This is a genomic window from Acinetobacter sp. YH16052, from assembly GCF_013417155.1.
Classification (GTDB): domain Bacteria; phylum Pseudomonadota; class Gammaproteobacteria; order Pseudomonadales; family Moraxellaceae; genus Acinetobacter.
Genome location: NZ_VPEO01000013.1, coordinates 77,556 through 102,819, shown reverse-complemented (window position 1 = coordinate 102,819; position 25,264 = coordinate 77,556). Strand labels below are relative to the sequence as shown.

General features: G+C 43.8%; 20 protein-coding genes. 8 read left to right on the top strand and 12 right to left on the bottom strand.

Annotation, left to right across the window (positions count from 1 at the left end):
* The first annotated feature begins 222 nt into the window (after positions 1-222).
* On the top strand, positions 223-1,950 hold the full coding sequence (locus FTV42_RS10555; RefSeq protein WP_180038722.1) for a glutamine--tRNA ligase/YqeY domain fusion protein: 1,728 nt from the start codon (positions 223-225) through the stop codon (positions 1,948-1,950).
* Positions 1,951-2,019: 69 nt separating this feature from the next.
* Positions 2,020-2,931, top strand: a complete 912-nt coding sequence (locus tag FTV42_RS10550; protein WP_180038721.1) for a bestrophin family protein — start codon at positions 2,020-2,022, stop codon at positions 2,929-2,931.
* A gap of 80 nt (positions 2,932-3,011) precedes the next feature.
* Here the strand turns inward: FTV42_RS10550 and FTV42_RS10545 are convergent, their stop codons facing one another.
* The 4 genes from FTV42_RS10545 to putA all read right to left on the bottom strand — a co-directional run bounded on the left by FTV42_RS10545 (position 3,012) and on the right by putA (position 9,451).
* Positions 3,012-3,572 carry a lecithin retinol acyltransferase family protein gene (locus FTV42_RS10545; RefSeq protein ID WP_180038720.1) on the bottom strand — a complete coding sequence of 187 codons (561 nt, stop codon included), beginning with the start codon at positions 3,570-3,572 and terminating at the stop codon, positions 3,012-3,014.
* Between the two features lie 388 nt (positions 3,573-3,960).
* Entirely contained in the window at positions 3,961-4,185 is a 225-nt protein-coding gene (locus tag FTV42_RS10540) for a hypothetical protein (RefSeq protein WP_034436106.1), read from the bottom strand.
* Positions 4,186-4,428: 243 nt separating this feature from the next.
* Positions 4,429-5,511 (bottom strand): tRNA (uridine(54)-C5)-methyltransferase TrmA, encoded by a 1,083-nt coding sequence (trmA, locus tag FTV42_RS10535; protein ID WP_180038719.1) that lies wholly within the window; start codon positions 5,509-5,511, stop codon positions 4,429-4,431.
* Positions 5,512-5,695: 184 nt separating this feature from the next.
* Entirely contained in the window at positions 5,696-9,451 is a 3,756-nt protein-coding gene (gene putA, locus FTV42_RS10530) for a trifunctional transcriptional regulator/proline dehydrogenase/L-glutamate gamma-semialdehyde dehydrogenase (RefSeq protein ID WP_180038718.1), read from the bottom strand.
* Between the two features lie 118 nt (positions 9,452-9,569).
* Between putA and FTV42_RS10525 the strand changes: the two genes are divergently transcribed.
* Entirely contained in the window at positions 9,570-10,064 is a 495-nt protein-coding gene (locus FTV42_RS10525) for an Lrp/AsnC ligand binding domain-containing protein (RefSeq protein ID WP_071852322.1), read from the top strand.
* A gap of 65 nt (positions 10,065-10,129) precedes the next feature.
* Here FTV42_RS10525 and putP read toward each other — a convergent pair whose 3' ends face one another.
* On the bottom strand, positions 10,130-11,638 hold the full coding sequence (putP, locus tag FTV42_RS10520; protein WP_180038717.1) for a sodium/proline symporter PutP: 1,509 nt from the start codon (positions 11,636-11,638) through the stop codon (positions 10,130-10,132).
* Positions 11,639-12,059: 421 nt separating this feature from the next.
* Between putP and aspA the strand changes: the two genes are divergently transcribed.
* From aspA to FTV42_RS10495, 5 genes are all read left to right on the top strand, one after another.
* Positions 12,060-13,502: an aspartate ammonia-lyase gene (gene aspA, locus FTV42_RS10515; protein WP_071851041.1), complete on the top strand. Its 1,443-nt coding sequence runs from the start codon at positions 12,060-12,062 to the stop codon at positions 13,500-13,502.
* Between the two features lie 129 nt (positions 13,503-13,631).
* Complete coding sequence (locus FTV42_RS10510; RefSeq protein ID WP_180038716.1) at positions 13,632-13,997, top strand: hypothetical protein; 366 nt, start codon at positions 13,632-13,634, stop codon at positions 13,995-13,997.
* A 123-nt stretch (positions 13,998-14,120) separates the two neighbouring features.
* A complete protein-coding gene (gene mfd, locus FTV42_RS10505; RefSeq protein WP_180038715.1) occupies positions 14,121-17,579 on the top strand; it encodes a transcription-repair coupling factor in 3,459 nt (1,152 codons plus the stop codon).
* A gap of 229 nt (positions 17,580-17,808) precedes the next feature.
* On the top strand, positions 17,809-18,243 hold the full coding sequence (locus FTV42_RS10500) for an HIT domain-containing protein (RefSeq protein ID WP_004646760.1): 435 nt from the start codon (positions 17,809-17,811) through the stop codon (positions 18,241-18,243).
* Between the two features lie 55 nt (positions 18,244-18,298).
* Complete coding sequence (locus FTV42_RS10495) at positions 18,299-19,744, top strand: adenylate/guanylate cyclase domain-containing protein (protein ID WP_180038714.1); 1,446 nt, start codon at positions 18,299-18,301, stop codon at positions 19,742-19,744.
* Between the two features lie 89 nt (positions 19,745-19,833).
* Here FTV42_RS10495 and fdx read toward each other — a convergent pair whose 3' ends face one another.
* From fdx to FTV42_RS10460, 7 genes are all read right to left on the bottom strand, one after another.
* Positions 19,834-20,172: an ISC system 2Fe-2S type ferredoxin gene (gene fdx, locus FTV42_RS10490; protein ID WP_004279821.1), complete on the bottom strand. Its 339-nt coding sequence runs from the start codon at positions 20,170-20,172 to the stop codon at positions 19,834-19,836.
* 15 nt (positions 20,173-20,187) lie between these two features.
* The gene (gene hscA / locus FTV42_RS10485) at positions 20,188-22,047 is read right to left on the bottom strand and encodes a Fe-S protein assembly chaperone HscA (protein ID WP_180038713.1); all 1,860 of its coding nucleotides are present in this window, start codon (positions 22,045-22,047) and stop codon (positions 20,188-20,190) included.
* 41 nt (positions 22,048-22,088) lie between these two features.
* Positions 22,089-22,604, bottom strand: a complete 516-nt coding sequence (hscB, locus tag FTV42_RS10480; protein WP_005107161.1) for a Fe-S protein assembly co-chaperone HscB — start codon at positions 22,602-22,604, stop codon at positions 22,089-22,091.
* Positions 22,605-22,708: 104 nt separating this feature from the next.
* Complete coding sequence (gene iscA, locus FTV42_RS10475) at positions 22,709-23,029, bottom strand: iron-sulfur cluster assembly protein IscA (protein ID WP_004279817.1); 321 nt, start codon at positions 23,027-23,029, stop codon at positions 22,709-22,711.
* Positions 23,030-23,063: 34 nt separating this feature from the next.
* Entirely contained in the window at positions 23,064-23,450 is a 387-nt protein-coding gene (gene iscU / locus FTV42_RS10470; protein WP_180038712.1) for a Fe-S cluster assembly scaffold IscU, read from the bottom strand.
* Positions 23,451-23,554: 104 nt separating this feature from the next.
* Positions 23,555-24,772: an IscS subfamily cysteine desulfurase gene (locus tag FTV42_RS10465; protein WP_004279813.1), complete on the bottom strand. Its 1,218-nt coding sequence runs from the start codon at positions 24,770-24,772 to the stop codon at positions 23,555-23,557.
* 1 nt (position 24,773) lies between these two features.
* Complete coding sequence (locus tag FTV42_RS10460; protein WP_004279811.1) at positions 24,774-25,247, bottom strand: Rrf2 family transcriptional regulator; 474 nt, start codon at positions 25,245-25,247, stop codon at positions 24,774-24,776.
* Between the last annotated feature and the right edge of the window lie 17 nt (positions 25,248-25,264).

Genomic DNA, 25,264 nt, shown 5'->3' with positions numbered 1-25,264 from the left:
ACTGAGGATCAGAGAGCTTGTTTGAATCGATGTATTTCATCCGCAGATTATGCACGAATGCTAAGAAATCCGGAGTGCAAATATTAACCAAAAAGAAGATCGTTTTTTGATTTATGAAAGAGATCTATTTAAACTAAGGAACTTTGTTAATGAATATACGTACAAATTGTACGATTAAATATTTGTTAATCCCTTTTTAACTTTAGAAGTGAATGATTGATCATGAAGCCAAATGATGTTGTGACATCTCTGCCCGAGAACCCGACCCAAAATAACAGTGCAGTCGATTCAGTGCAGCAGCAAGAGCAACAACCAGGCTTGGATTTTGTACGTCAGGTCATTACCGATGATTTAGCTGCTGGTCGCGTTCAACAGGTAGTGACGCGTTTTCCGCCTGAGCCGAATGGCTATTTACATATTGGCCATGTGAAAGCAATTTGCTTGAACTTCGGAATTGCTGAAGAATTTAAAGGTGTTTGTAACCTGCGTTTTGATGATACCAATCCGGATGCCGAAGAACAGGAATATGTGGATGGTATTGCCAATGACGTGAAATGGCTGGGCTTCCAGTGGGAAGGCGAGCCGCGTTATGCATCAAGCTATTTCGATCAACTTTATACCTGGGCAGTTCAGCTGATTGAGCAGGGCGATGCCTATGTGGATTTGCAAAGTCCGGAAGAGATCCGTTTAAACCGCGGTAATTTCGTTGAGCCAGGTAAGAACTCGCCACAACGTGATGCAACGGTTGCAGAAAACCTAGAATGTTTTGAGAAAATGCGCAGCGGTGAATATGCAGAAGGTCAAGCAGTTTTACGTGCCAAGATTGATATGACTTCACCGAACGTACATATGCGTGATCCGATTCTGTATCGTATCCTGCATTCTGAACACCATCAGACTGGCGATAAATGGAAAATTTATCCAATGTATGACTATGCGCATCCATTGTCTGATGCGATTGAAGGCATTACGCATTCACTGTGTACCTTGGAATTCCAGGATCACCGTCCGTTCTATGACTGGGTGGTGGCAAAAGTTAAATCACCATCCGTGCCACGTCAGTACGAATCTAGCCGTTTAAATGTGGACTATACTATCACATCAAAACGCAAATTGCGTAAGCTGGTTGAAGGTGGTCATGTAAGTGATTGGGATGACCCACGTATGCCGACTGTAGTGGGTATGCGTCGTCGTGGTTTTACGCCTGAAGGATTGCGTGATTTCTGTCAACGTGTCGGTGTATCGAAAGTTGATGGCAGTATCGTTGATGTCGCCATGCTGGAATACTGTATTCGTCAGTCTCTGGAAAATACCGCAGCCCGTGGTATGGCGGTGTTAAATCCATTAAAAGTGACGTTAACCAACTTGCCAGCCGATATGGACCTGACCCATTTACGTCATCCGAATGTCGATATGGGCGAGCGCGTTATTCCATTGACGACCGAGCTGTTTATTGACCGTAAAGACTTTGAAGAAGAGCCACCAAAAGGCTTTAAACGTTTGATTCCAGGTGGCGAAGTCCGTTTACGTCATGCCTATGTCATCAAATGTGACGAAGTCATTAAAGATGAAAATGGTGAAGTGGTTGAACTGAAATGTTCGATTGATCCTGAAACTTTAGGTAAAAATCCTGAAGGTCGTAAGGTCAAAGGTGTGATTCACTGGGTATCTGCGACAAAAGGCTTTCCTGCAGAAGTGCGTATTTACGACCGTCTGTTTACGGAGTCTGATCCAGAAGTGGGTGATGACTTCTTGGCAAACCTGAACCCTGAATCATTGAAGGTGGTTCAGGCCGTGATTGAGCCTGCATTAGCGCAAGCTCAGCCGGAGGATCGTTTCCAGTTTGAGCGTGAAGGTTATTTCGTGGCAGATCAATATGATCATTCCAGCGAAAAACCGGTATTTAACCGTATTCTGGATCTTAAGGACAGCTTTAAACCAGGCAAATAAGCTGGTTTAAGTCAGAATGTAAAAAGCCCAACTCTGGTTGGGCTTTTTCAATACAGCAGGGAAAATTGCATGATTGTGCGTGATAAGAATAATAGTTTGGGGTTACTGTTTGCCTGGCAGGGAACGATTCTGCCCAAGGTGCTGCCCGCATTAATCTTGGTGGTTTTTATTTCCGCTTTGCTGGTGTATTTGAGTCAGGCGCATTTCGTCAGCCTTCCTGCTGTCCCGGCAATTGGCTTTACCATCTTTGGTGTCATTCTCTCGATTTTTTTAAGTTTTAGAAATACAGCCTGCTATGATCGCTGGTGGGAAGGGCGCAAGCTTTGGGGTGCGTTGATTGCAACCACGCGTCATTTATGCCGTGACAGCCATGTGCTAGATGAGCAAACCCGTGAAATCTTATTGTATCGCATGATGCTGTTTACTTATCTATTGCGGGACCGGCTGAGACAGCAAACGCCCAGTATTCAGGATTATCAGGCGACTACCGGTTTTGCACCCAAGTCATTTGAGCAATTGCCCATGCAAATCAATCCATCACAATGGGTGCTGGAACAGATGCAAAAAGAACTGGTACAACAATATAAACAGGGCAAGATCAGCGATATTATTTATAATAACCTGAATCAGCATACTGTGGCTTTGGGAGATATTCAGGCCGGTTGTGACCGGATTTTGTCAACGCCGTTGCCATTTTCTTATTCAGTGCTGTTGCATCGTGCGGTTTATTCTTTTTGCTTTATCCTGCCTTTCAGTTTACAGGCGAATTTGGGACTGTGGACACCAATTTTAGTGGGATTGATTGCTTATATGCTACTCGGGCTGGATGAGCTTAGTGCGGAGCTGGAAGAACCCTTTGGTCTACAAGACAATGATCTGCCGCTAGATTCAATTGTACGACTGGTAGAGCGAGAAACCTTAAGCTCTTTGGGTAAAGCACTGCCTGAAGCGATTCAAGCCAGAAAAGGCCATTTAACCTGATTTGCTATCTTATATTTTCAAAATATAAACACGGCCTCAACCTTTCCTGCTCATCATTTATCGGTAGACTAGGTTTTGAATTAACGATGTTTAAGATTGGTCAGGTCTGACACTTTAGTTTTAGCCTGATCTTGCAATTCACGGTATTGTTGCAAACGCAGATTGGCTTTATCTCTGAGCTTTTTCTTGATGTACAGCGCCAATGCGAAACTAGTCGTGGTCAGGGTCAGGAACATGCTGTTCATAAAACTCATCATCGAGCTGATATAACCAATCGTGGTCAGACGATTCATCATATAAATCACTTGCGGGCTGCTTTCCTCACCGGTAATCGCCCAAGTACACAAATGTTCGCAATTATTAATAATCAGATGATAGTTATTTTCATGCATTCTGGACCGCATGCGGCGCACCACTTTACGACCTTTATATTTTGCCGAGTCATAATGCTGCATATGAATCGGTTTGCCATGACTGAATTTTTCAATCGAGGTGATTTCAATGGGGCGTTTCTTGAATAAATGCGCAAAGCCGGAATAATGAATGACACGACCACGTCCGGCGTAAATCCCATGATGGGTATAACCGAAATGTTTAACCATAAGGTGTGCGCCTATGGGAAACCGTTTAGTCTGTTGCATATCAGAATTAAGCCATTTAAAAAGCATTGTCGTTTAATAGGAAGTGTACTGTGTTTTGCTAAATTAATCGATGCCTTGCCTGAGTTTCAGATCAGAATTGAAGAGTTATTAAGCCAAATTTAAAGGGATTTAAAGAAAGCAGAATTTAGAACATATTCTTCTGATAAAGGTTTTAAATAGCCTAAGCAAGCCTTAACATTTCTTCAAATCAAAGGGGATCAAATGAGTTGTTTAGAGTTTTCCTGCCTGATCTCTGAAGTTTTAAAGTTGGAGTTAATAAACTATGCTGAAATAGAGAAGACCAAACCCTTCAACTATAAACTTTCAAGCATAAAAAAAGCACCTGACTACGCAAGTGCTTTCTTTATACGGCTGTAACCTTGGCCGATTACTGCAATGGCAAGTGCTGAAGTTCATTCAGTTCTTTACGGCTATAGCCGCGAGATACCAGAACCTTTTTAATTCCGATGATGATTTCTTCATCAGTGGCTTTAGAAAGTGCTTCAAGAAGCTGTTCATTTGTCTTGCAAGAGCAATCATTTTCAACACAAGCAATTTGATTCTTGTGTTCATTGTGTTGTTCATTAGAAAACAACTTTTGCCAAAAACTCATAGAGCCTTCATACAACAACCTAACATAGAGTGAAATATAGCCAATTAAATAAATAAAGCAATAGGACCTATGTGATAAAAGCAGCAGTTGATCTTGAAAATTTCCGATGGAAGCCTAAAGGTCTAACGATATTTCTTGCTGTACAAGTCAATATTTATTATTAAACATATGATTTTAAATATAAAAAATGGAGCTTTAAAAAGCTCCATTATTGTAACAATATAATAAATTGAAACAAACTCTTTATACTTTTTCCAATAAGACACCCGTCTCAACATGGTGTGTATACGGGAACTGGTCAAACATGGCGAACTTGCTAATTTTATGCGTTTGAGATAACTGTTTCAGATTGTCATATAAAGTATCTGGATTACAAGAAATGTAAATAATACGCTGGAAACGCTGTAACAGTTTCAAGGTTTCATCATCAATACCAGCACGCGGTGGATCGACAAATACCGTATCAAAATCATAAGTCGAAATATCAATTTGTGCTTCCTGCAAGCGACGGAAAACACGCTCGCCATTATAGGCTTGAGTGAATTCTTCGGCAGACAGACGCGCAACCTGAATATTTTCAATCTGGTTCTGCTCAATATTCCACTCAGCTGCATAAACTGAAGATTTGGCTAATTCAGTGGCCAAAACACGGCGGAATTTGGTCGAAAGCGGCAGGGTAAAGTTCCCATTGCCACAGTAGAGTTCCAGCAAATCTTTATCTGATTGTTCCGCTGCATCGCATGCCCATTCCAGCATTTTTTGACAAACTTGTGCATTCGGCTGAGTGAAGCTGCTTTCGATCTGCTTGTATTTATAGCGACGATCAAAGACCGATAGCTCTTCCACCACATATTCATCAGTCAGGACGAATTTCTGGCCACGGCTTCGGCCAATCAGTTTAATATTCAGTTTTTCCGCCAGTGCTTTTGCTGCAGGTTCCCAGCTTTCATCCAGCTTGCGGTGATAAATCAGGGATACCAGAACCTGACCACTTAACGTCGCCAGAAAATGGACTTCAAACAGGCGATGGCCCAGATTGGAATCTGCCTTGAATGCTTCAAGCAATTGTGGCATCAAGTCATTAATACTGCGATCGGCAATTGGAAATTTATCAATACGAATGACTTTTTTATTGTTGTTTTCGTCACGTTCGAACATGGCATAAAACAGATCATCTTCAGTATGCCAGATCCGGAATTCAGCACGCATGCGGAAATATTTTTCAGGAGACTGGAATACTTCTAAAGCAGGTGGTTGATATTCGGCAAACTGAGCGCTGATGCGTTCAATTTTGGCTTCAAGTTGTTGCTGATAAGATGAAGTCATATGCAGTAAGAAATCGCAAATATTTTAAAGCGCAAATGGTAGCAAAAAATTGCCGATCTGCCTAAGCCTATTGTAGTCGAGCTGCTTTAAAAGCTGCATAAAAAAGACCAAACCTTCTGAGGAGAGAGGTTTGGCCATCAAGAGGAAAGATTTAAGCTAAAAATAATGAGATGATTCGACTGATCTAGAGATTATCCATCGTCATCAAGCTGGCATTGCCGCCTGCCGCCGCCGTATTGATACTGATGGCGCGTTCAATCACAAATCGCTCGACCGGAATATGATAGTTGCCCGAACTTAAATGGGTGATACCAATAATCGGACCTTTTCGGGCTGCAATGCGTTTCTGCAAATCAATCAGTTCAACAGTGTCACCATGATGCAGGACGGCATCAAATACATCTGTTTCAATATCCCGGACCACTTTAAATTGCTTGCTGACCGCAGCTGGCATCGTTGGTAAATATTTCAGAATAAAAGTATTGTCTGCCAGTACTGCAGGATGACTGCCAACCGATAAAATCGCCAGAATTTGCTGAATCTGGTCTTGCTCCGTCTGTGCCAAAGATAGAACACTTTCTCGTGGCAAGATGATGTACTGATTATCCTCACCAGTTGGGCCTTGAAGGCTAAAGCTTTGACCAGTCGCAATTTGCATGGGCGCTTTTAAAGATAAAGTTGGGAAAGTTTTAGCTACCCAGGCTTTAAACTCCTGAACAAGTTTATGTTCAACAAGTGCTGGCTCAGCTTGAGCTGCATAAGGCTGAGCCAGTTTTTTCTCGGATACTTGATGCATTAAACGATAGATATACAACGGGCCACCCGCTTTCGGGCCGGTGCCGGACAGACCTTCACCACCAAAAGGCTGGACGCCCACGACCGCACCAACGATATTGCGGTTAATATACAGGTTGCCGACTTCGGCCTGTGCAATCACGGTTTGCATGGTTTCATCAATACGCGTATGCAAGCCCATGGTCAGGCCATAGCCTTTACTGTTGATCTGCTCTAATAACTGTTCCAATTCACCATATTTATAACTAATTAGATGCAGCACCGGACCAAATACTTCACGTTCTAGATCGTCCAGATTTGGCAGTTCAATCAGGGTCGGCGCAATGAATGTTCCTGGAGTTAATTCAGTCTGGTCTTGATTAAACATCAACTGATGAACTTTATGGCCTTTGCTGCGCATCTGCTTAATATGCTGTTGGATATTTTGCTGGGCTTCTGCATCAATCACCGGACCAATATCGGTTTTAAGCAAGACCGGATTGCCAACGCGTAACTGTTGCATGGCGCCTTTGAGCATATTACGAACAGCCTCCAGATTATCTTCCTGAACACAGAGGACACGCAAGGCAGAACAACGTTGACCCGCACTGTCATAGGCAGAGCTTACGACATCCAACACTACCTGTTCAGTTAGTGCAGATGAATCCACAATCATGGCATTTTGACCACCAGTTTCAGCAATCAGGGTGACGCTTTCTCCAAACTGGTTTATTCGTTCTGCCACGGTTTTTTGTAGAATTTGGGCGACCTCGGTGGAACCGGTAAACATGATGCCCTGAATACGTGGATCTGCACTGAGCTGTGCACCAATGGTTTCACCACGGCCCGGCAATAGCTGTAACACATCCTGCGGAATGCCGGCTTCCCATAAAATCTGTACGGCTTGTGCTGCAATGAGCGGTGTTTGTTCAGCCGGTTTGGCAATCACGGTATTGCCAGCGACCAGCGCTGCTGAAATCTGACCGGTAAAAATCGCCAGCGGGAAGTTCCATGGACTGATACATAGTACAGTACCTAAAGGCTGGATCTGTACATTGTCACTGAGATCCAAAACTTGAGCTGCATAGTAACGCAAGAAATCTACCGCCTCACGTACTTCGGCAATCGCATTGGCATAGGTTTTACCTGCTTCGCGAGAAAGAAGAACCATGAGCGGAAGCAAACGCTGTTCCATCAGTTCTGCGGCTTTATTCAGGCAGGCAGCACGCTCATTTTTTGGCAGATTGGCCCAGAAACTTTGTGCATTAACTGCTTGAGTGAGTGCAATTTCGGCCTGTTCAGAAGTTGCTTCATAGACTGTGCCGACCACATCCTGATGGTGTGCTGGATTGATCACTGGAACTGCATGGGGCGTATCCACGCTGCTAAATGCCGTTCCCATAGCAGCTGACTGAAATTGCGTATTTGCCAGACTGGATGCGACTTCATTTAAAATACTGAGTTCAGCATCATTGGCCAAATCGAGTCCTGAAGAGTTCAATCGTGCATCGGTATAAAGATCTTGCGGATAGGGAATCTGGGGATGCTTGGCACCCATCACGCCTTCTTGTTTTGATGCCTTTAAAATCGTTTGCTGTGGATTTTCAATCAAATCTTCAATTTTCAAGGTCTTGTCGGCAATACGGTTGACGAAAGACGTATTAGCACCATTTTCCAGTAAACGACGCACCAGATAAGCCAGCAAGGTTTCATGATTGCCGACGGGCGCATAGATCCGGCAGGGAACACCCAGTTTATTTTTCGATGGATCGCCCACGACATTTTCATACAGCGGTTCGCCCATGCCATGCAGACATTGAAACTCATATTGACCGGCATAATACTGCTCAGGTTGCGCCAGTTGATAGATCGTCGCTACCGTTTGTGCATTGTGAGTGGCAAATTGTGGGTAGATATAATCCGGTTCAGCCAACAGCTTACGCGCACAAGCAATATAAGACAGATCCGTATTCACCTTACGGGTAAATACTGGATAATCCGACATTCCATCAATCTGGGCTTTTTTGATTTCGCTATCCCAATATGCGCCTTTGACCAGACGAATCATCAGGCGTTTCTGGCTGCGTTTCGCCAGATCAATGATGTAATCCACTACATAGAAGCAGCGTTTCTGATAGGCCTGAATCACAAAGCCAATGCCTTTCCAGTCCTGTAATTGTGGTTCAAAACACAGGCGTTCTAACAGTTCAAGTGAAATCTCAAGGCGATCACTTTCTTCAGCATCGATATTTAAACCAATATTGTATTGCTTGGCCAAGACCGCGAGTTTCAGTACTTTTGCATAGAGCTCATCATGCACGCGATCCATTTGCGAACGCTGATAACGGGGGTGCAGCGCAGAGAGTTTGATAGAAATTCCAGGCCCGTCATAAACATCTTTATCCTGTGATGCTTGACCAATAGCATGAATGGCTTGCTGATAATCCTGATAATAACGTTCAGCATCCGGATCGGTCAGTGCAGCTTCACCCAGCATGTCATAGGAATAGCGAAAGCCTTTTTCTTCCAGCGGCTCCGCATTTTTCAGGGCTTCATCAATGGTTTCACCCGTAACAAACTGCTCGCCCATCATGCGCATGGTAACATCGACGGCCTTACGGATAATCCCGCGACCACTGCGTGCCAAAAGACCGGTCAATAAGCTAGACAGGCTTTTTTGCTGTGGGGTTTCCATCAGCTTGCCGGTCAGCATCAGTCCCCAGGCTGCTGCATTCACAAACATCAATTGGCTCTGGCCCAAATGTTCTTTCCAGTTACCTTGATTGATTTTGTCACGGATCAGCAAGTCACGTGTGGCTTTGTCCGGAATCCGCAGCAAGGCTTCTGCCAGACACATTAGGGCAATGCCTTCCTGAGAGGATAAAGAAAATTCCTGCAATAAGCCTTGGACAATACCGGCTTTCCCAGTGGAACTTTTACGTTCACGTAAGGAATGTGCGAGATCAAAGGCAAGCGCCTGAATCTTGTCACTTATTTCGGAAGAAATTTCACTATGGGCCAATAACTCTTCGACGCATTCAGTTTCAGCACGACGCCATGCCGTATTAATACGTTCTTCGTATTGGTTTTTGTGTTTAAATTCAGCAATATAATTCGAGTGCTGGGCTGAATCTAAAATTGAATCTGGGCGGAGAGTGGTTGGCATAGTGACTTCCTGTACTGCGTCAATCAGTTCTTTGAGGTGAATGAGTTTTAATCTATAATCACAGAATATTTGACAAATATCTCACTATAGTTTTCTATTTTTTTAGAGAATAATTCTAATGCCAAGTCCTTATTTGAACCTTGACCGTATAGATATTCGTATACTGGGTTTATTGCAATCCGATGCCAAGCTGTCCAATATCAAACTGGCTGAACTGGTTAATCTATCGCCTACGGCAGCCTTGGCGCGTGTACAAAAGTTGACCCGGGAAGGTTTTATTCTGGGCTACGAAGCGCGCCTCAATCCAGTCATGTTGAATAATGGTTTTGTGGTCTTTGTTGAAATTTTACTGGATAAAACCACGCCGAATGTTTTAGATGAATTTTCCCATGCTGTGCGGCAGATTCCTGAAATTATCGAATGTCATATGATCAGTGGCGGCTTTGATTTCGTGGTGAAAATCCGCTGTGCCAATATGGATGAATTCCGCAAAATCTCTGGTCAGATCTTGTGGCAATTGCCCGGAATTAAAGAAACGCGCAGTTATCCGGTGATGGAAGTAATTAAAGAAAGTCAGCAGATCCATCTGAAAATGCCGGGAAAAGCCAAATAATTAGCAGTAAATTAAAATCAAAAAAGGGACTCGAAAGTCCCTTTAATTTATGCTGAAAAAAATATTTATTTTTTCATTTCCGCCATTTCTTTTTGATACTCGGCTTTAGCCATTTCAAAACGTTCGACTACATCGGCGCTCGGTGCTTTATCCAGCAGGCTGACGATGATAATGCTGAGCGTGGCCAGAATAAAGCCTGGAATAATCTCATAAAGTCCGGTATCGCGCATATAATTTTTCCAGACAATTACAGTCACGGCACCAACAACCATACCCACAATTGCGCCGTTGAGGGTCATTCGTTTCCAGAAGAGAGACAGGATAATCAGTGGGCCAAATGCAGCACCAAAGCCGGCCCAGGCATAAGCCACTAGACCCAAAACCTTACTGTTCGGATTAATTGCCAGTGAAATCGCAACTAACGCGATCACTAAGACCATGCCGCGACCGACCCAGATCAGTTCTTTCTGCGAGGCATTTTTACGTAGGAAAATCTTGTATAAATCTTCGGTCAGGGTGGTTGAACAGACTAGAAGCTGACAGCTTAAGGTACTCATGATTGCTGCCAGAATCGCAGCCAGAATGATTCCGGCAATCCAAGGATTAAACAGAATTTTGGTCAACTCCATAAATACCGTTTCAGGGTTTTGATTCACCACCGAGGCCAATGCGGGATTGACACTGAAGTAGGCAATACCGATATAACCGGCAGCCACTGCACCACCTAGGCATAGAATCATCCAGGTCATGCCAATACGGCGCGCAGCAGGAATGGTTTTGACCGAATCCGCTGCCATAAAACGCACCAGAATATGCGGCTGGCCAAAATAACCCAAGCCCCAAGCCAGACTGGAAATAATCGCAACGGTGCTTAAACCTTCAAGCATGCTGGAGGCATGTGGACGAGCTGATTCAAGAATGACACTCACTTGCAGGCTGTTGTCGCCCAAGGCCAAGAAGGTAATGATCGGAGTCAGCAATAAGGCAAAAATCATCAAACCGGCCTGGAATGTATCTGTCCAGCTGATCGCCAAAAAGCCACCAATACAAACATAGAGAATCGTCGCCATCGCACCAATCACAAGCGCTGTGGTGTAATCCCAGTCAAACAGGCTTTCAAACAGACGTGCACCTGCGACCATGCCCGAAGCACAATAAATAGCAAAGAACACCAGAATCACCAGGGCAGACAAGACCCGTAAAATGCGTTTACGGTCGGAAAAACGGCTGGTGAAATAATCCGGCAAGGTCAGGGCATTGTTCTGATATTCAGTATGGGCACGCAGTCGACCTGCCACCAGTAACCAGTTCAGCCACGCGCCGATAATCAAACCGATCGCAATCCAGGCTTCTGACAGGCCAGACAGGTAAATGGCTCCCGGAAGACCCATCAACAGCCAGCCACTCATATCCGATGCGCCCGCCGAAAGTGCAGTAACGACACTGCCCAGACTCCGTCCACCTAGAATATATTCGTCAAAATTGGAGGTGGCACGATAAGCATATAAACCGATTGCAATCATGGCTATAATATAAAACATGAAGGTAATCAGGGTGGGGTTTAAAGAAGTCATAGGCAGGTCATCCTGTAAATATGGAAATCATCGTCCAAGATGATTTTTTGTACTGAGATCGCAAGGAGGTGATTCAAGCATGGTTTAAAAATTACACTCTGTAACAATTACACAGCTTTTATGTATGTCTATTGTAAACATCGTAGTAATTCTCTGAAATTAAATCAGGAATAACTTGAGCGGATAAAAGGCAATACGACGTCAAATTCAGGGGGGAAGTGGAAATTTTGAATAAATAATTAAAATATTTAAATTTTAGCCAGTTGTTTACACAATATTACAAAATTCACATCCTTAGCGTATTGGTAATAAATCGTAGCAAATCTAGCTTAAAGTCTTCCTATTAGGCCTGTATTTGTTTGCTCATATTAATGTCACACCAAATACGGTGCATCGCCAAGAGTATTTTTTAGTGGACAATATGCTTCAAATCGAACCGACCCGCATTGAACGTGATTTATTGGGGGAAAAACAAATCCCGTTGCATAGCTATTATGGGATTCATACCTTACGTGCCATCGAAAATTTTAAGATTTCCGGATTGGCGGTAGGGCAACAAACGCATTTTATTCGTGCTTTGGCTCAAGTGAAAAAAGCTTCGGCACAGGCCAATCTGCATTTTCAGAAACTGTCCGAGCAGACCAGTACTGCCATTCAGAAAGCTTGTGATGAATTGATTCAGCATCCGGAAGCGTGGCAAGCGGCATTTCCACTCGATCCTTATCAAGGCGGTGCCGGAACCTCCATCAATATGAATGCCAATGAGGTGATTGCCAATATTGCCCTTGAAATGTCGGGCCATCAGAAAGGCAATTATCACATTCTGCATCCGAATGATCATGTCAATACTTCGCAATCAACCAATGATGTCTATCCAACGGCTTTGCGTCTGGCGACCTATAGCAGTCTAGATGAGTTATTGAGCGTGCTTAAAGCATTGATTGACTGTATCGACCATAAAGCTGCCGAATTTGAATATGTCATCAAGATGGGACGTACCCAGTTACAAGATGCAGTTCCGATGACCATGGAACAGGAATTCCGGGCATTTGCCACCTTATTAAAAGAAGACCTGAAGCTGATTGGGCAGATGCGACAGTTATTGCTAGAAGTCAATTTAGGCGCCACCGCCATTGGGACCGGGGTGAATACACCGCCGGGCTATGCCAAGCAGGTGGTAGAAACCTTGGCGCATCTGACTGGTCTGCCTTTAAAAGGAGCCACAGATTATGTCGAGGCGACCAGCGATTGTGGCGTCTTTATTATTTTGTCGAGCAGTTTAAAACGTCTGGCAGTGAAACTGTCCAAAATCTGTAATGACTTGCGCTTGCTCAGCTCGGGACCGCGTACAGGGTTAGCTGAAATCCGTTTGCCTGAGTTACAGGCAGGTTCTTCGATCATGCCGGCAAAAATCAATCCGGTAATTCCAGAAGTTGTGAATCAGATTGCATTCCGGGTGATTGGTAATGACTTAACCATTACTATGGCTGCGGAAGCCGGGCAGTTACAATTGAATGTCATGGAACCTGTGATTGCCGTGGCGATGAATGAATCAATTCAATTATTGACCCAAGGCATGCAAACCTTGAATCAGAAATGTATTGCTGGTATTCAGGCCAATGAACAGATTTGCTTAAGTTCCGTCATGCGCAGTGTCGGGATTGTGACCTTGCTTGAACCGATATTGGGACATGCCAAATGCGATGAAATCGGCAAACAATGTATGCGGGAAAATAAAACTGTACCGCAAGTGGTGTTGGAGCTGGGCTTATTGAGTGAAGCGCAATTAGAAGAGATTTTTGCATTTGAAAATCTGGTGTCTGAAATCCCTTCAGCAGAGAATCAGCTCGAACAGGTTTCTTAACATACATATACCTATTAAATCGTCTGAAACAGCGAATCGCTGCTATTTTGATAATTTGCCTCAAGTTCAGGATGTGGATTTGAGGCATTTTCATCTAGACTATAAGCTGAATTATATTTGGCTGGGTAAATGGCGATGTTTGATAAAATCAGTGCATTATTTAAAAGTAATAAACCGACTGCTGCACAGCTATATTTAGAAGAGCAGAATATCCAGTATGTAGAAGGTACAGGTTATATCGTCGATGGTATTCAACTCAACCAGGAATTGGGTGCACGGTTGGAGTATTTGTCGAATCGCCGTTTAAAACAGTTTGATGATTTAAAAGCGTTATATGATACTGCGATGCTGATCAATGAAAAAATTGATCTGGAAATTGCCCATCAGCGTTTTAATGCGACTTTAGGCAATACCGAAGAGAATCTGCTGCAATTTAAAATGATCCTTAAGAAGTTAAATGATTATTATCGTAACTTTCTGCGCGATCAAAAATAAGCTGCAAAAGTGGCTTAAAATCGAAGTATATGGATGTCGCAAGACTGCATAAAAATAACAAAATATCCTGAGATCATCGTGCTAGTATAAGCCTCAGGTTATTTAGACTTTAAAGCTATATCCATGTTCCAACAAGAAATTTCCCAACTCAATTTACCACAGCTCAAAGCAGGCGAGAAACGCTGGTTAGGCAATCTGCAAGGTTCCTCAACCGCATTATTGCTTAAAGAAATCGTGCAGCAGCAATCGCGTTTATTTATCGTGATTGCACGTAATAATCAGCATTTGGGTCAACTGGAAAGTGAACTGGAATTTTATGGGATTAAACCCACGATTTTTCCAGATTGGGAAATCTTGCCTTATGACCGTCTCTCCCCACATCAGGATATTGTCTCGGAACGTCTGGCAATCTTATCCAATATGCCAAAAACTGGCGTACTGTTGCTGTCTGCCTCAACTTTGGCACAACGTGTAGCGCCCACCTCATGGATTCTGGGTGAGCATTTCGATATTCATGTTGGTCAGAAATTTGATCTGGAACAACAAAAGAAAAAGCTGATTCAGGCGGGTTATCATCTGGTCGATACCGTTTATGATCCGGGTGAATTCGCAGTACGCGGCAGTATCATGGATATCTACGCATCGGGGCAGGAAGCACCGATTCGGATTGACCTGTTCGATGATGAAATTGAAAGCCTGAAATTTTTCGATTCCGAAACTCAGCGCACCACGCAAAGTTTGCAACAGTTTACCGTATTGCCCGCGCAGGAATTTCCGCTTAAGGAAGGTCGTGCGACGTTCCGTGACCGTTATGCTGAATTTTTTCCGACCGCGAATCCGAAGAAAAATCCGATATACCAGGATGTGATGGATGGCATAGTCTCTCCGGGAATCGAGTTTTATTTGCCCTTGTTTTTCAGCGCTGAAGCCATGCAAGGTCAAAGTTCGCTAATTTCGTACTTACCTAAGAATGGCATTGTCATTACAGATAAGGCTTTGGACGAAAGTCTGAGCCAGTTTTGGCAAGATGTAGTGCGCCGTTATGAAGATCGCCGCCACAATGTCGACCAACCGATTATGCCGCCTGAAAGCCTGTTCTTCCAGACCAATCAGGTTCTGGAGCAGCTGAATCAGTTTGCGCGCATCATTGCTGCACAAACGCCTTTTGATCAAAAAGCTGGGGTATTGAATCTTGATACCCAGTTGCCACCGCGTCTACCCGTAGACCCGAAACGTGAAAAACCGTTTCATGAAGTCAAAAAATACATTGATCAGGCCAATCATCCGGTACTGCTGGTGGCTGAAAGTGCTGGACGCCGGGAAAGCCTCAAAGATGCATTAAGACCAAGTCTGGGTGATATTCCAACAGTTGAAAATTTCGATAGTTTTATTCAGTCTCTGTATGCAATTGCCATTACCAATGCGCCTTTAGAGCGCGGTCTGGTATTGACTGATCGCGTTAGTGTGATTTCTGAAAATCAGCTGTATGAACATCGGGTAGTACAGCGCCGTCGCAAGCGTCAGCAGGAAGTTTCCGAAGAGTTCCTGATCCGAAGTCTAACTGAGCTGACCATGGGCGCGCCTGTGGTACATATCGATTATGGGGTCGGACGTTATGCCGGTCTGGTCACTTTAAGTATTGATGATCAAGATCATGAATTCTTGCAGTTGGATTATGCGGATGCCGCTAAAGTGTATGTGCCGGTGACCAATCTGCATTTAATCAGTCGGTATAGTGGTGGTGATCCAGATCTGGCACCGTTGCATAAACTGGGTACGGACGCATGGAATAAAGCTAAACGTAAAGCGCTGGAACAGATTCACGATGTCGCCGCTGAGTTGCTGCATATTCAGGCACGTCGTGCTTCCAAGCCCGGGATCAGTTTTGAAGTCGATCAAAGCCTGTATATGCAATTTGCCAGTGGCTTTGCCTATGAAGAAACACCGGATCAGGCCAATGCGATTGAAGCAACGTTGCATGACATGCAGCAGGCCAAGCCGATGGATCGTCTGGTGTGTGGGGATGTCGGTTTTGGCAAGACAGAAGTCGCGATGCGTGCCGCATTTGTTGCGGTACAGAATAACCGGCAGGTGGCGATTCTGGTGCCGACCACTTTGCTGGCACAACAGCATTATGATTCATTCAAAGACCGTTTCGCCGACTGGCCGGTCCGGATTGAAGTGCTGTCACGTTTCGGTTCTTCCAAAGCACATACTAAGACCATTGACGACCTCATTGAAGGTAAAGTCGATATTGTGATTGGTACACATAAGATTTTGCAGGAAAATGTCCAGTTTAAGAATCTCGGTCTGATGATTGTCGATGAAGAGCATCGTTTCGGTGTGCGCGACAAGGAGCGAATCAAGGCCATGCGTGCCGATGTTGATATGCTGACACTGACTGCGACTCCAATTCCACGTACGCTGAATATGGCCTTTAGTGGCATGCGTGATCTGTCGATTATCGCCACACCGCCGGCACGCCGTCTTGCGGTGAAAACCTTTGTGCAGGAACATACCGATGACACCATTAAAGAAGCGATTCTGCGTGAATTGCTGCGCGGTGGTCAGGTTTATTTTCTGCATAATGAAGTTGATACAATCGATCGTGCCGCCGAGCATATCCGTAAACTGGTGCCGGAAGCGCGGGTGATTGTGGCCCATGGACAGATGCGTGAACGTGAACTGGAGCAGGTGATGCAGCAGTTCTATCACAAGGAATACAATGTTCTGGTATGTTCGACCATTATTGAAACCGGGATTGATGTTCCGAATGCCAACACCATTCTGATTGAACGTGCCGACAAACTGGGCCTGGCGCAATTACATCAGCTACGCGGACGTGTAGGGCGCTCACATCATCAGGCTTATGCATATTTGATGGTACCGTCATTAAAAGCCTTAAAAGGTGATGCAGAAAAACGTCTGGATGCCATTCAGCGTGCTTCAACTTTGGGTGCCGGTTTTATGCTGGCAACTGAAGATCTGGAAATTCGCGGCGCAGGTGAATTACTCGGTGAACAGCAGAGTGGTTCGATGCAGGCGATTGGTTATAGCCTGTATATGGAAATGCTGGAAAAAGCCACCAAAGCCATTCAAAAAGGTAAAACGCCAAACTTCGACGCACCATTGTCATTGACTGCCGAAATTACCCTGCATATGCCAGCACTGATTCCGGATGAATATCTGGGTGATGTGCATCAACGTCTGTTGTTCTATAAACGCATCAGTAATACCGATACCCAGGAAAAGCTGGATAATATCCGGATGGAATTGATTGATCGTTTTGGTATACCGCCGCAACCGGTCAAACAGCTCTTTGCTGTACATCAGATTCGATTGAAAGCCGAGCAGCTTGGTATTACTAAAATTGATATCAGCAGTCAGGGTGGGCATATTGAATTTGCACCGGATACTCCGGTTCAAGCCATGACGATTATCCAGATGATGCAGAAACATCCGACCTATTTCCGGATGGATGGCGGTCAACGTCTAAAAGTCATGGTCATGCTGGAAGACTATCAAAAGCGGATTCAGTTTATACAGGATTTACTGGACAGTCTGCTTAAAGAATTGCACTGATTTTATTCGATTAAATCAGCCTGAAAATTCAGTTTGGATTTCATTTTCCAATGAAGTTTGCAGGAACAACAGGCTTGATTTTTTTAATGAATTGTTTACAGTAATTGTTGTGATGTGCTTCGCAACAAATCATGAGAATTTGTCTTTAAACACATTGCTTTCAATATTCAGCTTCAGTTGGATATGTTAGTATTAGCCATCATTCTAATTTTGCATCATTTATAAAGATATGTTTAGTTTGCATCCACAACTTGCTCAAGATACGTTTTTTGTAGGCGACTTTCCTTTGTCAACATGTCGTTTGATGAATGATATGCAATTTCCCTGGCTCATTCTGATTCCACGTGTGCCGGGTGTCTCTGAATTATATGAATTGAGTCAAGCTGACCAAGAGCAGTTTTTAAGAGAGTCAAGCTGGTTATCAAGCCAGCTGGCACGTGTTTTCCGTGCAGATAAAATGAATGTAGCAGCGCTGGGTAATATGGTGCCGCAATTGCATTTTCATCATGTAGTTCGTTATCAGAACGACGTTGCATGGCCGAAGCCTGTTTGGGGTACACCTGCTGTTCCTTATAGCAGTGAAGTATTGGCACATATGCGTCAAACCTTAATGCTGGCTTTACGTGGTCAGGGCGACATGCCATTTGACTGGCGCATGGACTAATCAGCCAAGGCATTCCGAGAACCATGAGCAGTTGCGGACTTCAGGGAGTGAGTGAGTGCAATTAGACGACTGGATTCAAAAAGAACCCCATCAGTTTGAGTATTTCCATCGCATGATGGGATACATCATGCTGTCTGTGGTTCTGGTCGTCTTTCATTACACTGAACCAGATACCCAGTATCAGCTTTTTGTTCCATTTTTTTTGTTTCTGGTTTTGCTAATTACACCGAAACTATCTCGCTGGCTGATCTATCGTCATGATTATCACATTCGGCGTAATATTCTTTTCCTGATTGATGTCATTGTCATTTCGGTAGTTTTGGCGGCCGTGCATCTGGACTTGGTACTGTCCTTGCTCGGTCTGGTCGCAGTACTCTATACCGCGATCAGTAATAAAATTTCATTTATGATGGCCTCTCTGGCCAGCCTGATCGGGATTACGCTTTTCTATCTGGCTAATATTCTGGTCTTTGGGTTTAACAACTATTTCGAGCCGACTAGCAGTGAGCTGACCGTTTTAGGCTTTATCTGCCTGATCACCTATTTTGGTGTTGGAAGTTTTTATCAAAGTGGTCGTGTGCAATACATGACCCAGAAAAAAGATCATTATTTCGAACAGATGAACCGTTATATGGAATTTGCCAATCAACTGAGTCGCTATGCGCCCGTGCAGTTATGGCAATCCATTATGAAAGGTGAATCTGAAGCCAAAATTGAATATAAACGTAAAAAGTTGACGATCTTTTTCTCTGATATTCAAGGCTTTACAGAGCTATCAGAAACTCTGATTCCAGATGATTTAGCATTCCTGTTGAATGACTATCTGCGGCATATGACCGAAATCGCTAAAAATTATGAAGCGACTGTCGATAAATTCATGGGTGATGCCATCCTAATTTTCTTTGGTGATCCGAACTCCGAAGGTGTGGAACAGGATGCTAAGAACTGTATGGAAATGGCATTGGCGATGCGTCAGCAAATGAAATTGCTGCGGGAACGCTGGATTAAAATGGGTTATCCGCCACTGCATATCCGCATGGGGATTTCAACCGGTTATTGCCACGTAGGGAATTATGGGGCTACGCATCGTATGGCTTATACCATTGTAGGACGTGATGCGAATCTGGCAGCGCGTTTGCAAAGTGCAGCGGAAGTCGATGAAATCCTGATTTCGGAAGATACTCATAATCTGATCAAAGATGATTATCTTTGTGCACCGAAAAAGCCGATATTCTTGAAAGGCATTAAAGCACCTGTAAGAACCTGGCAGGTCATGGAAAAATATGCGTCTCAGAAAGTCGAGTATCAGCGCTGGTTCGATTATGAATATAAGGGCTTTCATTTATTGCTGAATCTGGATGAAGTGCAAAACTTTGAATATCCTGAGCTGATTCATGTACTAGAAAAAATGATTAAACGCATTGAAACTCAGCAGAAAATGACCAATTCACAAGGTATTGTCAAATTGAAGCTTGAGGATGAAGTAATTGAACACATTTAAAGTTCATGTAAATTTACTTTAATTGTTTCTTATAAAGAGAAAAAACCACGCCTGAGCGTGGTTTTTTATTTTAGCCTGCAACGAAAATCTTAGTGATTTTCTGACGCATGGTTAATGGTGTATTTTGGAATTTCAATTTCCAGATCTTCATCGTCCAGTTTAACCTGACAAGAAAGACGTGAATCAGGTTCTAAACCCCAGGCACGATCGAGTAAGTCAGCTTCAACATCATCCATTTCTTCCAGGCTGTCAAAACCTTTGCGTACCACTACATGGCAGGTGGTACACGCTGCTGACATATCGCAAGCATGTTCGATTTTAATGCCATTTTTTAGCAGGCTTTCGCAAAGATTGGCATTTTGTTCGACTTCAAACTCAGCACCTTCGGGGCAAATCTGCGCATGTGGAAGAACTTTAATACGTGGCATAGTCGTTACCTTAAATTAGTTTGAGTTTGACCAGTCGTCGAGTTTAGTGCCCTTAAGAGCTGCATCAATATGTTGATTCATACGTGCTGCTGCAAAAGCATCACTATGTATTTTAAGCTGTTCAACGGCAGATTCAATCGCTTTGATATCTGAACCCTGAAGCTGAGTTTCAAGTTGTGCTTGCGCAGTTTGCAGTGCTGCAAGTTGATCTTCAGTCAACAGACCGGCATCCGCTTTGAGTGCCTGAACCAGTGCTTCCAGCTCACGCTGTGCTTCCACTTTGGTTTCATTCAAATGACGAAGATTCTTATCTTCTTCAGCGAACTTATAACCGTCTAGCAACAGACGTTCAGTATCTTCACCCGATAAACCATAAGATGGTTTGATATCGATTTGAGCCGTCACGCCAGAGGTGGTTTCTTTGGCAGATACAGTCAGCAAGCCATCTGCATCGACCTGGAACGTCACTTCAATACGTGCCTGACCGGCAGTCATTGGTGGAATGCCATGCAGGACAAAACGCCCTAAACTACGGCAATGCTCAACCAGATCACGTTCACCTTGCACCACATGAATCAACATGGCAGTCTGACCATCTTGATAAGTGGTAAATTCCTGACGACGAGCGACTGGAATCGCAGTATTACGCGAAATTAATCGTTCAACCAGTCCGCCCATGGTTTCAAGACCAAGAGACAGAGGCGTCACGTCTAATAGTAATGAGCCATCAGTTGAGTTGCCAATCAATTGGTTCGCAGTAATTGATGCGCCAATTGCAACCACTTCATCCGGATTAATAGTGCATAGTGGTTCTTGATTGAATACTTCACGCACGGCTTTTTGTACTGCATAAGAACGGGTTGAGCCACCGACCAAAACGACATTTTGAATGTCATCCAGTTCAAGCTTGGCATCACGCATCACACGCTTACATACGCTGATGGTCTTATCCAAAGCAACTTTAATGATCTCTTCAAATGTTGGGCGGTCAAGGGTTAATACCTGATCAAGCAATTTGAGTTGAACTGAATCTGTATCAGACAAAGCTTCTTTGGCTTTACGTGCCGCAACGACAAAATGTGCATATTCTGCATCATTCAAGGTGTCAATATTCAGTTGTTTCTTGGCCCATTTCAGGATCAAACGATCCAGATCATCACCACCGAGAGCGGTATGGCCACCGGTTGCCAGAACTTCAAACACACCTTGAGAGAAACGCAGAATCGAAACGTCAAAGGTACCGCCACCCAAGTCATAGATCACATAGTTACGGTCTGTGCTTAGATTGCTTTCCTGATCCAGACCATAAGCAACAGCAGCAGCGGTTGGCTCATTCAACAAACGTAAAACATTCAAACCGGCAAGTTGAGCAGCATCACGGGTTGCCTGACGCTGTGCTTCATCGAAGTAAGCCGGAACAGTAATAACGGCACCATTGACCGGATTTTGCAGACTGGCTTCAGCGCGGTCTTTCAACTGCTTTAAAATTTCTGCAGAAATCTCAACCGGAGTCTTACGGCCTTGTGCAGTTTCAAAAGCCGGCATTTCATTTGCTTCACCAACCAACGCATAAGGATGCTGGAATTTAATGTCAGCTTTCGAACGACCCATAAATCGTTTCACAGAAACGATAGTATTCTTAGGGTCAGTAGTAATGAAAGGCGCAGCTTCATTGCCGTATTGAGTCTGTTGTTCTGCATAATGCACGATAGAAGGAAGTAGCACACGACCTTGTTCGTCATTAAGTACTTTGGCTTTACCTGAAAGAACCGTGGCAACCAAAGAGTGGGTGGTGCCTAAATCGATACCAATCGCAATGCGGTGTTCATGTGGTGCACTTGATTGACCTGGTTCTGCAATTTGCAAGAGAGCCATAGTGTTACATCCTTTGCACGTTAAATATTAAATACTAAAAATTAGAAATCATCATCAAGATCAAAGCTGTCATCGTCCAGGAAGCGGTCTTCCGCTTTGTCGATATCGGCCATGACTTTAACGAAGAAGCGTAGTTTGCGCACTGTATCGCGTGCTTCGGCCCAATCTTCATCCGCATAATCAATTTTGAACTCGCGAACTAAGCCTTCAATCCATTGCTGGACTTCGACTTTTAGTGAAGTTAAATCTTCAGCAGAAGTTGCATCGTCAAGTTGTTCACGAATTTCCAGAGCGTCCTGCAAGAATTCAAAATCACTGATCGACTGATCTAAGTGATAATCCTGTTTCTTGAGAGACAGTAAATACGCTGCACGGCTATCGACCGCTGACAAGGCTTTAAATGCCTGATTGATATCACTTGATTTAATCAGAGCCTGATCTTTGTCTTCAGCTTTATCTGGGTGATATTGTTGCTGCAACTTTAAAAATTCAGTCTTTAAAGCCGCCAAATCAATATCGAGTGCTACAGGAAGGTTGAACAACTCAAAATGATTCATGGGAGATGGGATCCGCGATTAATGTGCAAAAATAACTGTATAAATGCAATTAAAACAGTGTGAAACACACTGTTTTAATGTCAAAAAGAGAATAACTGCCGGGTTTATACAGTGAAGGATTCACCACAACCGCATTCGCCTTTTTTGTTAGGGTTGTTAAATTCGAAGCCTTCGTTCAAGCCGTTTTTAACATAGTCCATCTCCATACCTTCAAGATAAACTAGACTTTTCGGGTCAACGAATACTTTAACCCCAAACTGCTCAAAGGCTTGGTCATGTGTATCGACTTCATCGACGAACTCGAGCACATAGGCCAGACCAGAACAGCCTGAAGTTTTCACACCAACGCGAATGCCTTCACCCTTACCGCGATTTTTTAAATAATTGCTGATATGAGTTGCAGCATTTTCAGTTAAATGGATCATGAAAACTCCGTTAAAATTTCAAAACGTGGAACAATTAAGTTTTAACTTTCTTGCTACGGTAGTCTTCTACAGCTGCTTTGATTGCATCTTCAGCAAGAACAGAGCAGTGTACTTTTACTGGTGGAAGTGCAAGTTCAGTTGCAATATCAATGTTCTTGATCGCTTGAGCTTGATCCAAAGTTTTACCTTTGAGCCATTCGGTCACAAGTGAACTTGATGCAATGGCAGAACCACAACCATAAGTTTTGAAACGTGCTTCTTCAATCACACCTTCGTCGTTTACCTGAATCTGTAAACGCATCACGTCACCACATGCTGGCGCACCAACCATACCAGTACCAACGTTTTCAGCATTTTTGTCTAAAACGCCAACATTACGAGGGTTTTCGTAATGATCAATTACTTTTTCGCTATAAGCCATGTTGCTTCTCCAAACCTCGGGGTCAGCCTTAGTATTAAATATGGGGGTAAAAAAACTTTTCTCAATGAGATAGCAACGGATTTGTCACTATCTCAGGATGAAAATTAGTGCTCAGCCCACTCAACTTTAGAAAGGTCAATACCTTCCTTATACATATCCCAAAGCGGAGAAAGTTCACGTAACTTCTCAACAGCAGCTTTAGTGATAGTCAATACGTGATCGATATCTTCTTCAGTGGTGTATTTACCAAAGCTGAAGCGAATCGAACTGTGTGCAAGTTCGTCTGAAAGACCCAATGCACGAAGTACATAAGATGGTTCAAGTGTTGCAGATGTACATGCCGAACCTGAAGATACCGCAGCATCTTTCAATGCCATCATCAATGATTCGCCTTCAACGAAGTTGAAGCTAATGTTTAGATAGTTCGCAACGTTTTGTGTTGGATGACCGTTCAGGAACACTTGTTCAAGACCTTGTAAGCCATTCCATAATTTGTCGCGAAGTACGCGTAGACGAGTCTGTTCAGCTTCCAGGTTTTTACCTGCAAGTTCAAAGGCTTCACCCATACCGACAATCTGGTGAGTCGCAAGGGTACCTGAACGCATACCACGTTCATGACCGCCACCATGCATTTCAGCTTTAAGGCGTACACGTGGGCTACGACGTACAAACAGGGCGCCAATACCTTTAGGGCCATAGATTTTGTGCGCAGAGAAGCTCATCAAATCTACTTTTAAAGTTGAAAGATCAATTTCAACTTTACCTGCTGCCTGAGCCGCATCCACGTGGAAGAAAATCTTGTTGGCGCGAGTGATTTCACCAATCGCTGCAACATCAGTCACAGTACCGATTTCATTGTTCACCATCATCAGGGAAACAAGAATTGTGTCTGGACGGATCGCTGCCTGTACCATTTCAGGCGTAATTAAACCGGTTTGAGGTTGAGGCTCAATATAGGTAATTTCAAAACCTTCAGACTCAAGCTCACGACAGGTATCTAAAACTGCCTTATGTTCGATTTTAGAGGTAACGATATGTTTACCTTTAGATGCATAGAAATGAGCCACACCTTTAAGCGCAAGGTTGTCTGACTCGGTTGCACCTGAAGTCCATACGATTTCACGTGGATCAGCTTTGATTAAATTCGCAACTTGCTCACGTGCATATTCAACTTTTTCTTCTGCTTGCCAACCATACGCGTGTGAACGAGATGCCGCATTACCAAAGGTACCATCGAATGTTAAGCATTCCATCATACGTTCAGCAACCTGAGGATCTACAGGAGTTGTAGCTGCATAATCAAGATAAATCGGACGTTTCATGTCAAATACCTGTAACCGATAAAAGGGCTGAATCTAAAGGTGCTGATTTTTGGCGTAATGACACAGTCTGGACGTTGTCACGTGCAACTAGATCAGCAAGCGAGATTTTTTCTAAATAATCGGCGATGTGATGGGAGAGTTCCTGCCATAAATCATGAGTCAAGCACATCGCGCCATTCTGGCAATTGCCTTTATGGTCACAGCGAGTCGCATCAACTGTTTCGTTTACAGCTTCAATAATTGCTAACACAGTAATTTCATCTGCATTACGTGCTAAATGGTAACCACCATTTGCGCCACGAACACTAGAAACTAAACCATGACGCTTGAGCTTCGCAAATAACTGCTCAAGATAAGCAACAGAAATAGTTTGACGTGCTGCAATTTCAGCGAGCGTTATCGTTTTTTCAGAAGGCTGCAAAGCTAGATCAAGTAGAGCAGTCACAGCGTAGCGACCGCGAGTGGTTAGGCGCATGATTCGATACACATGGT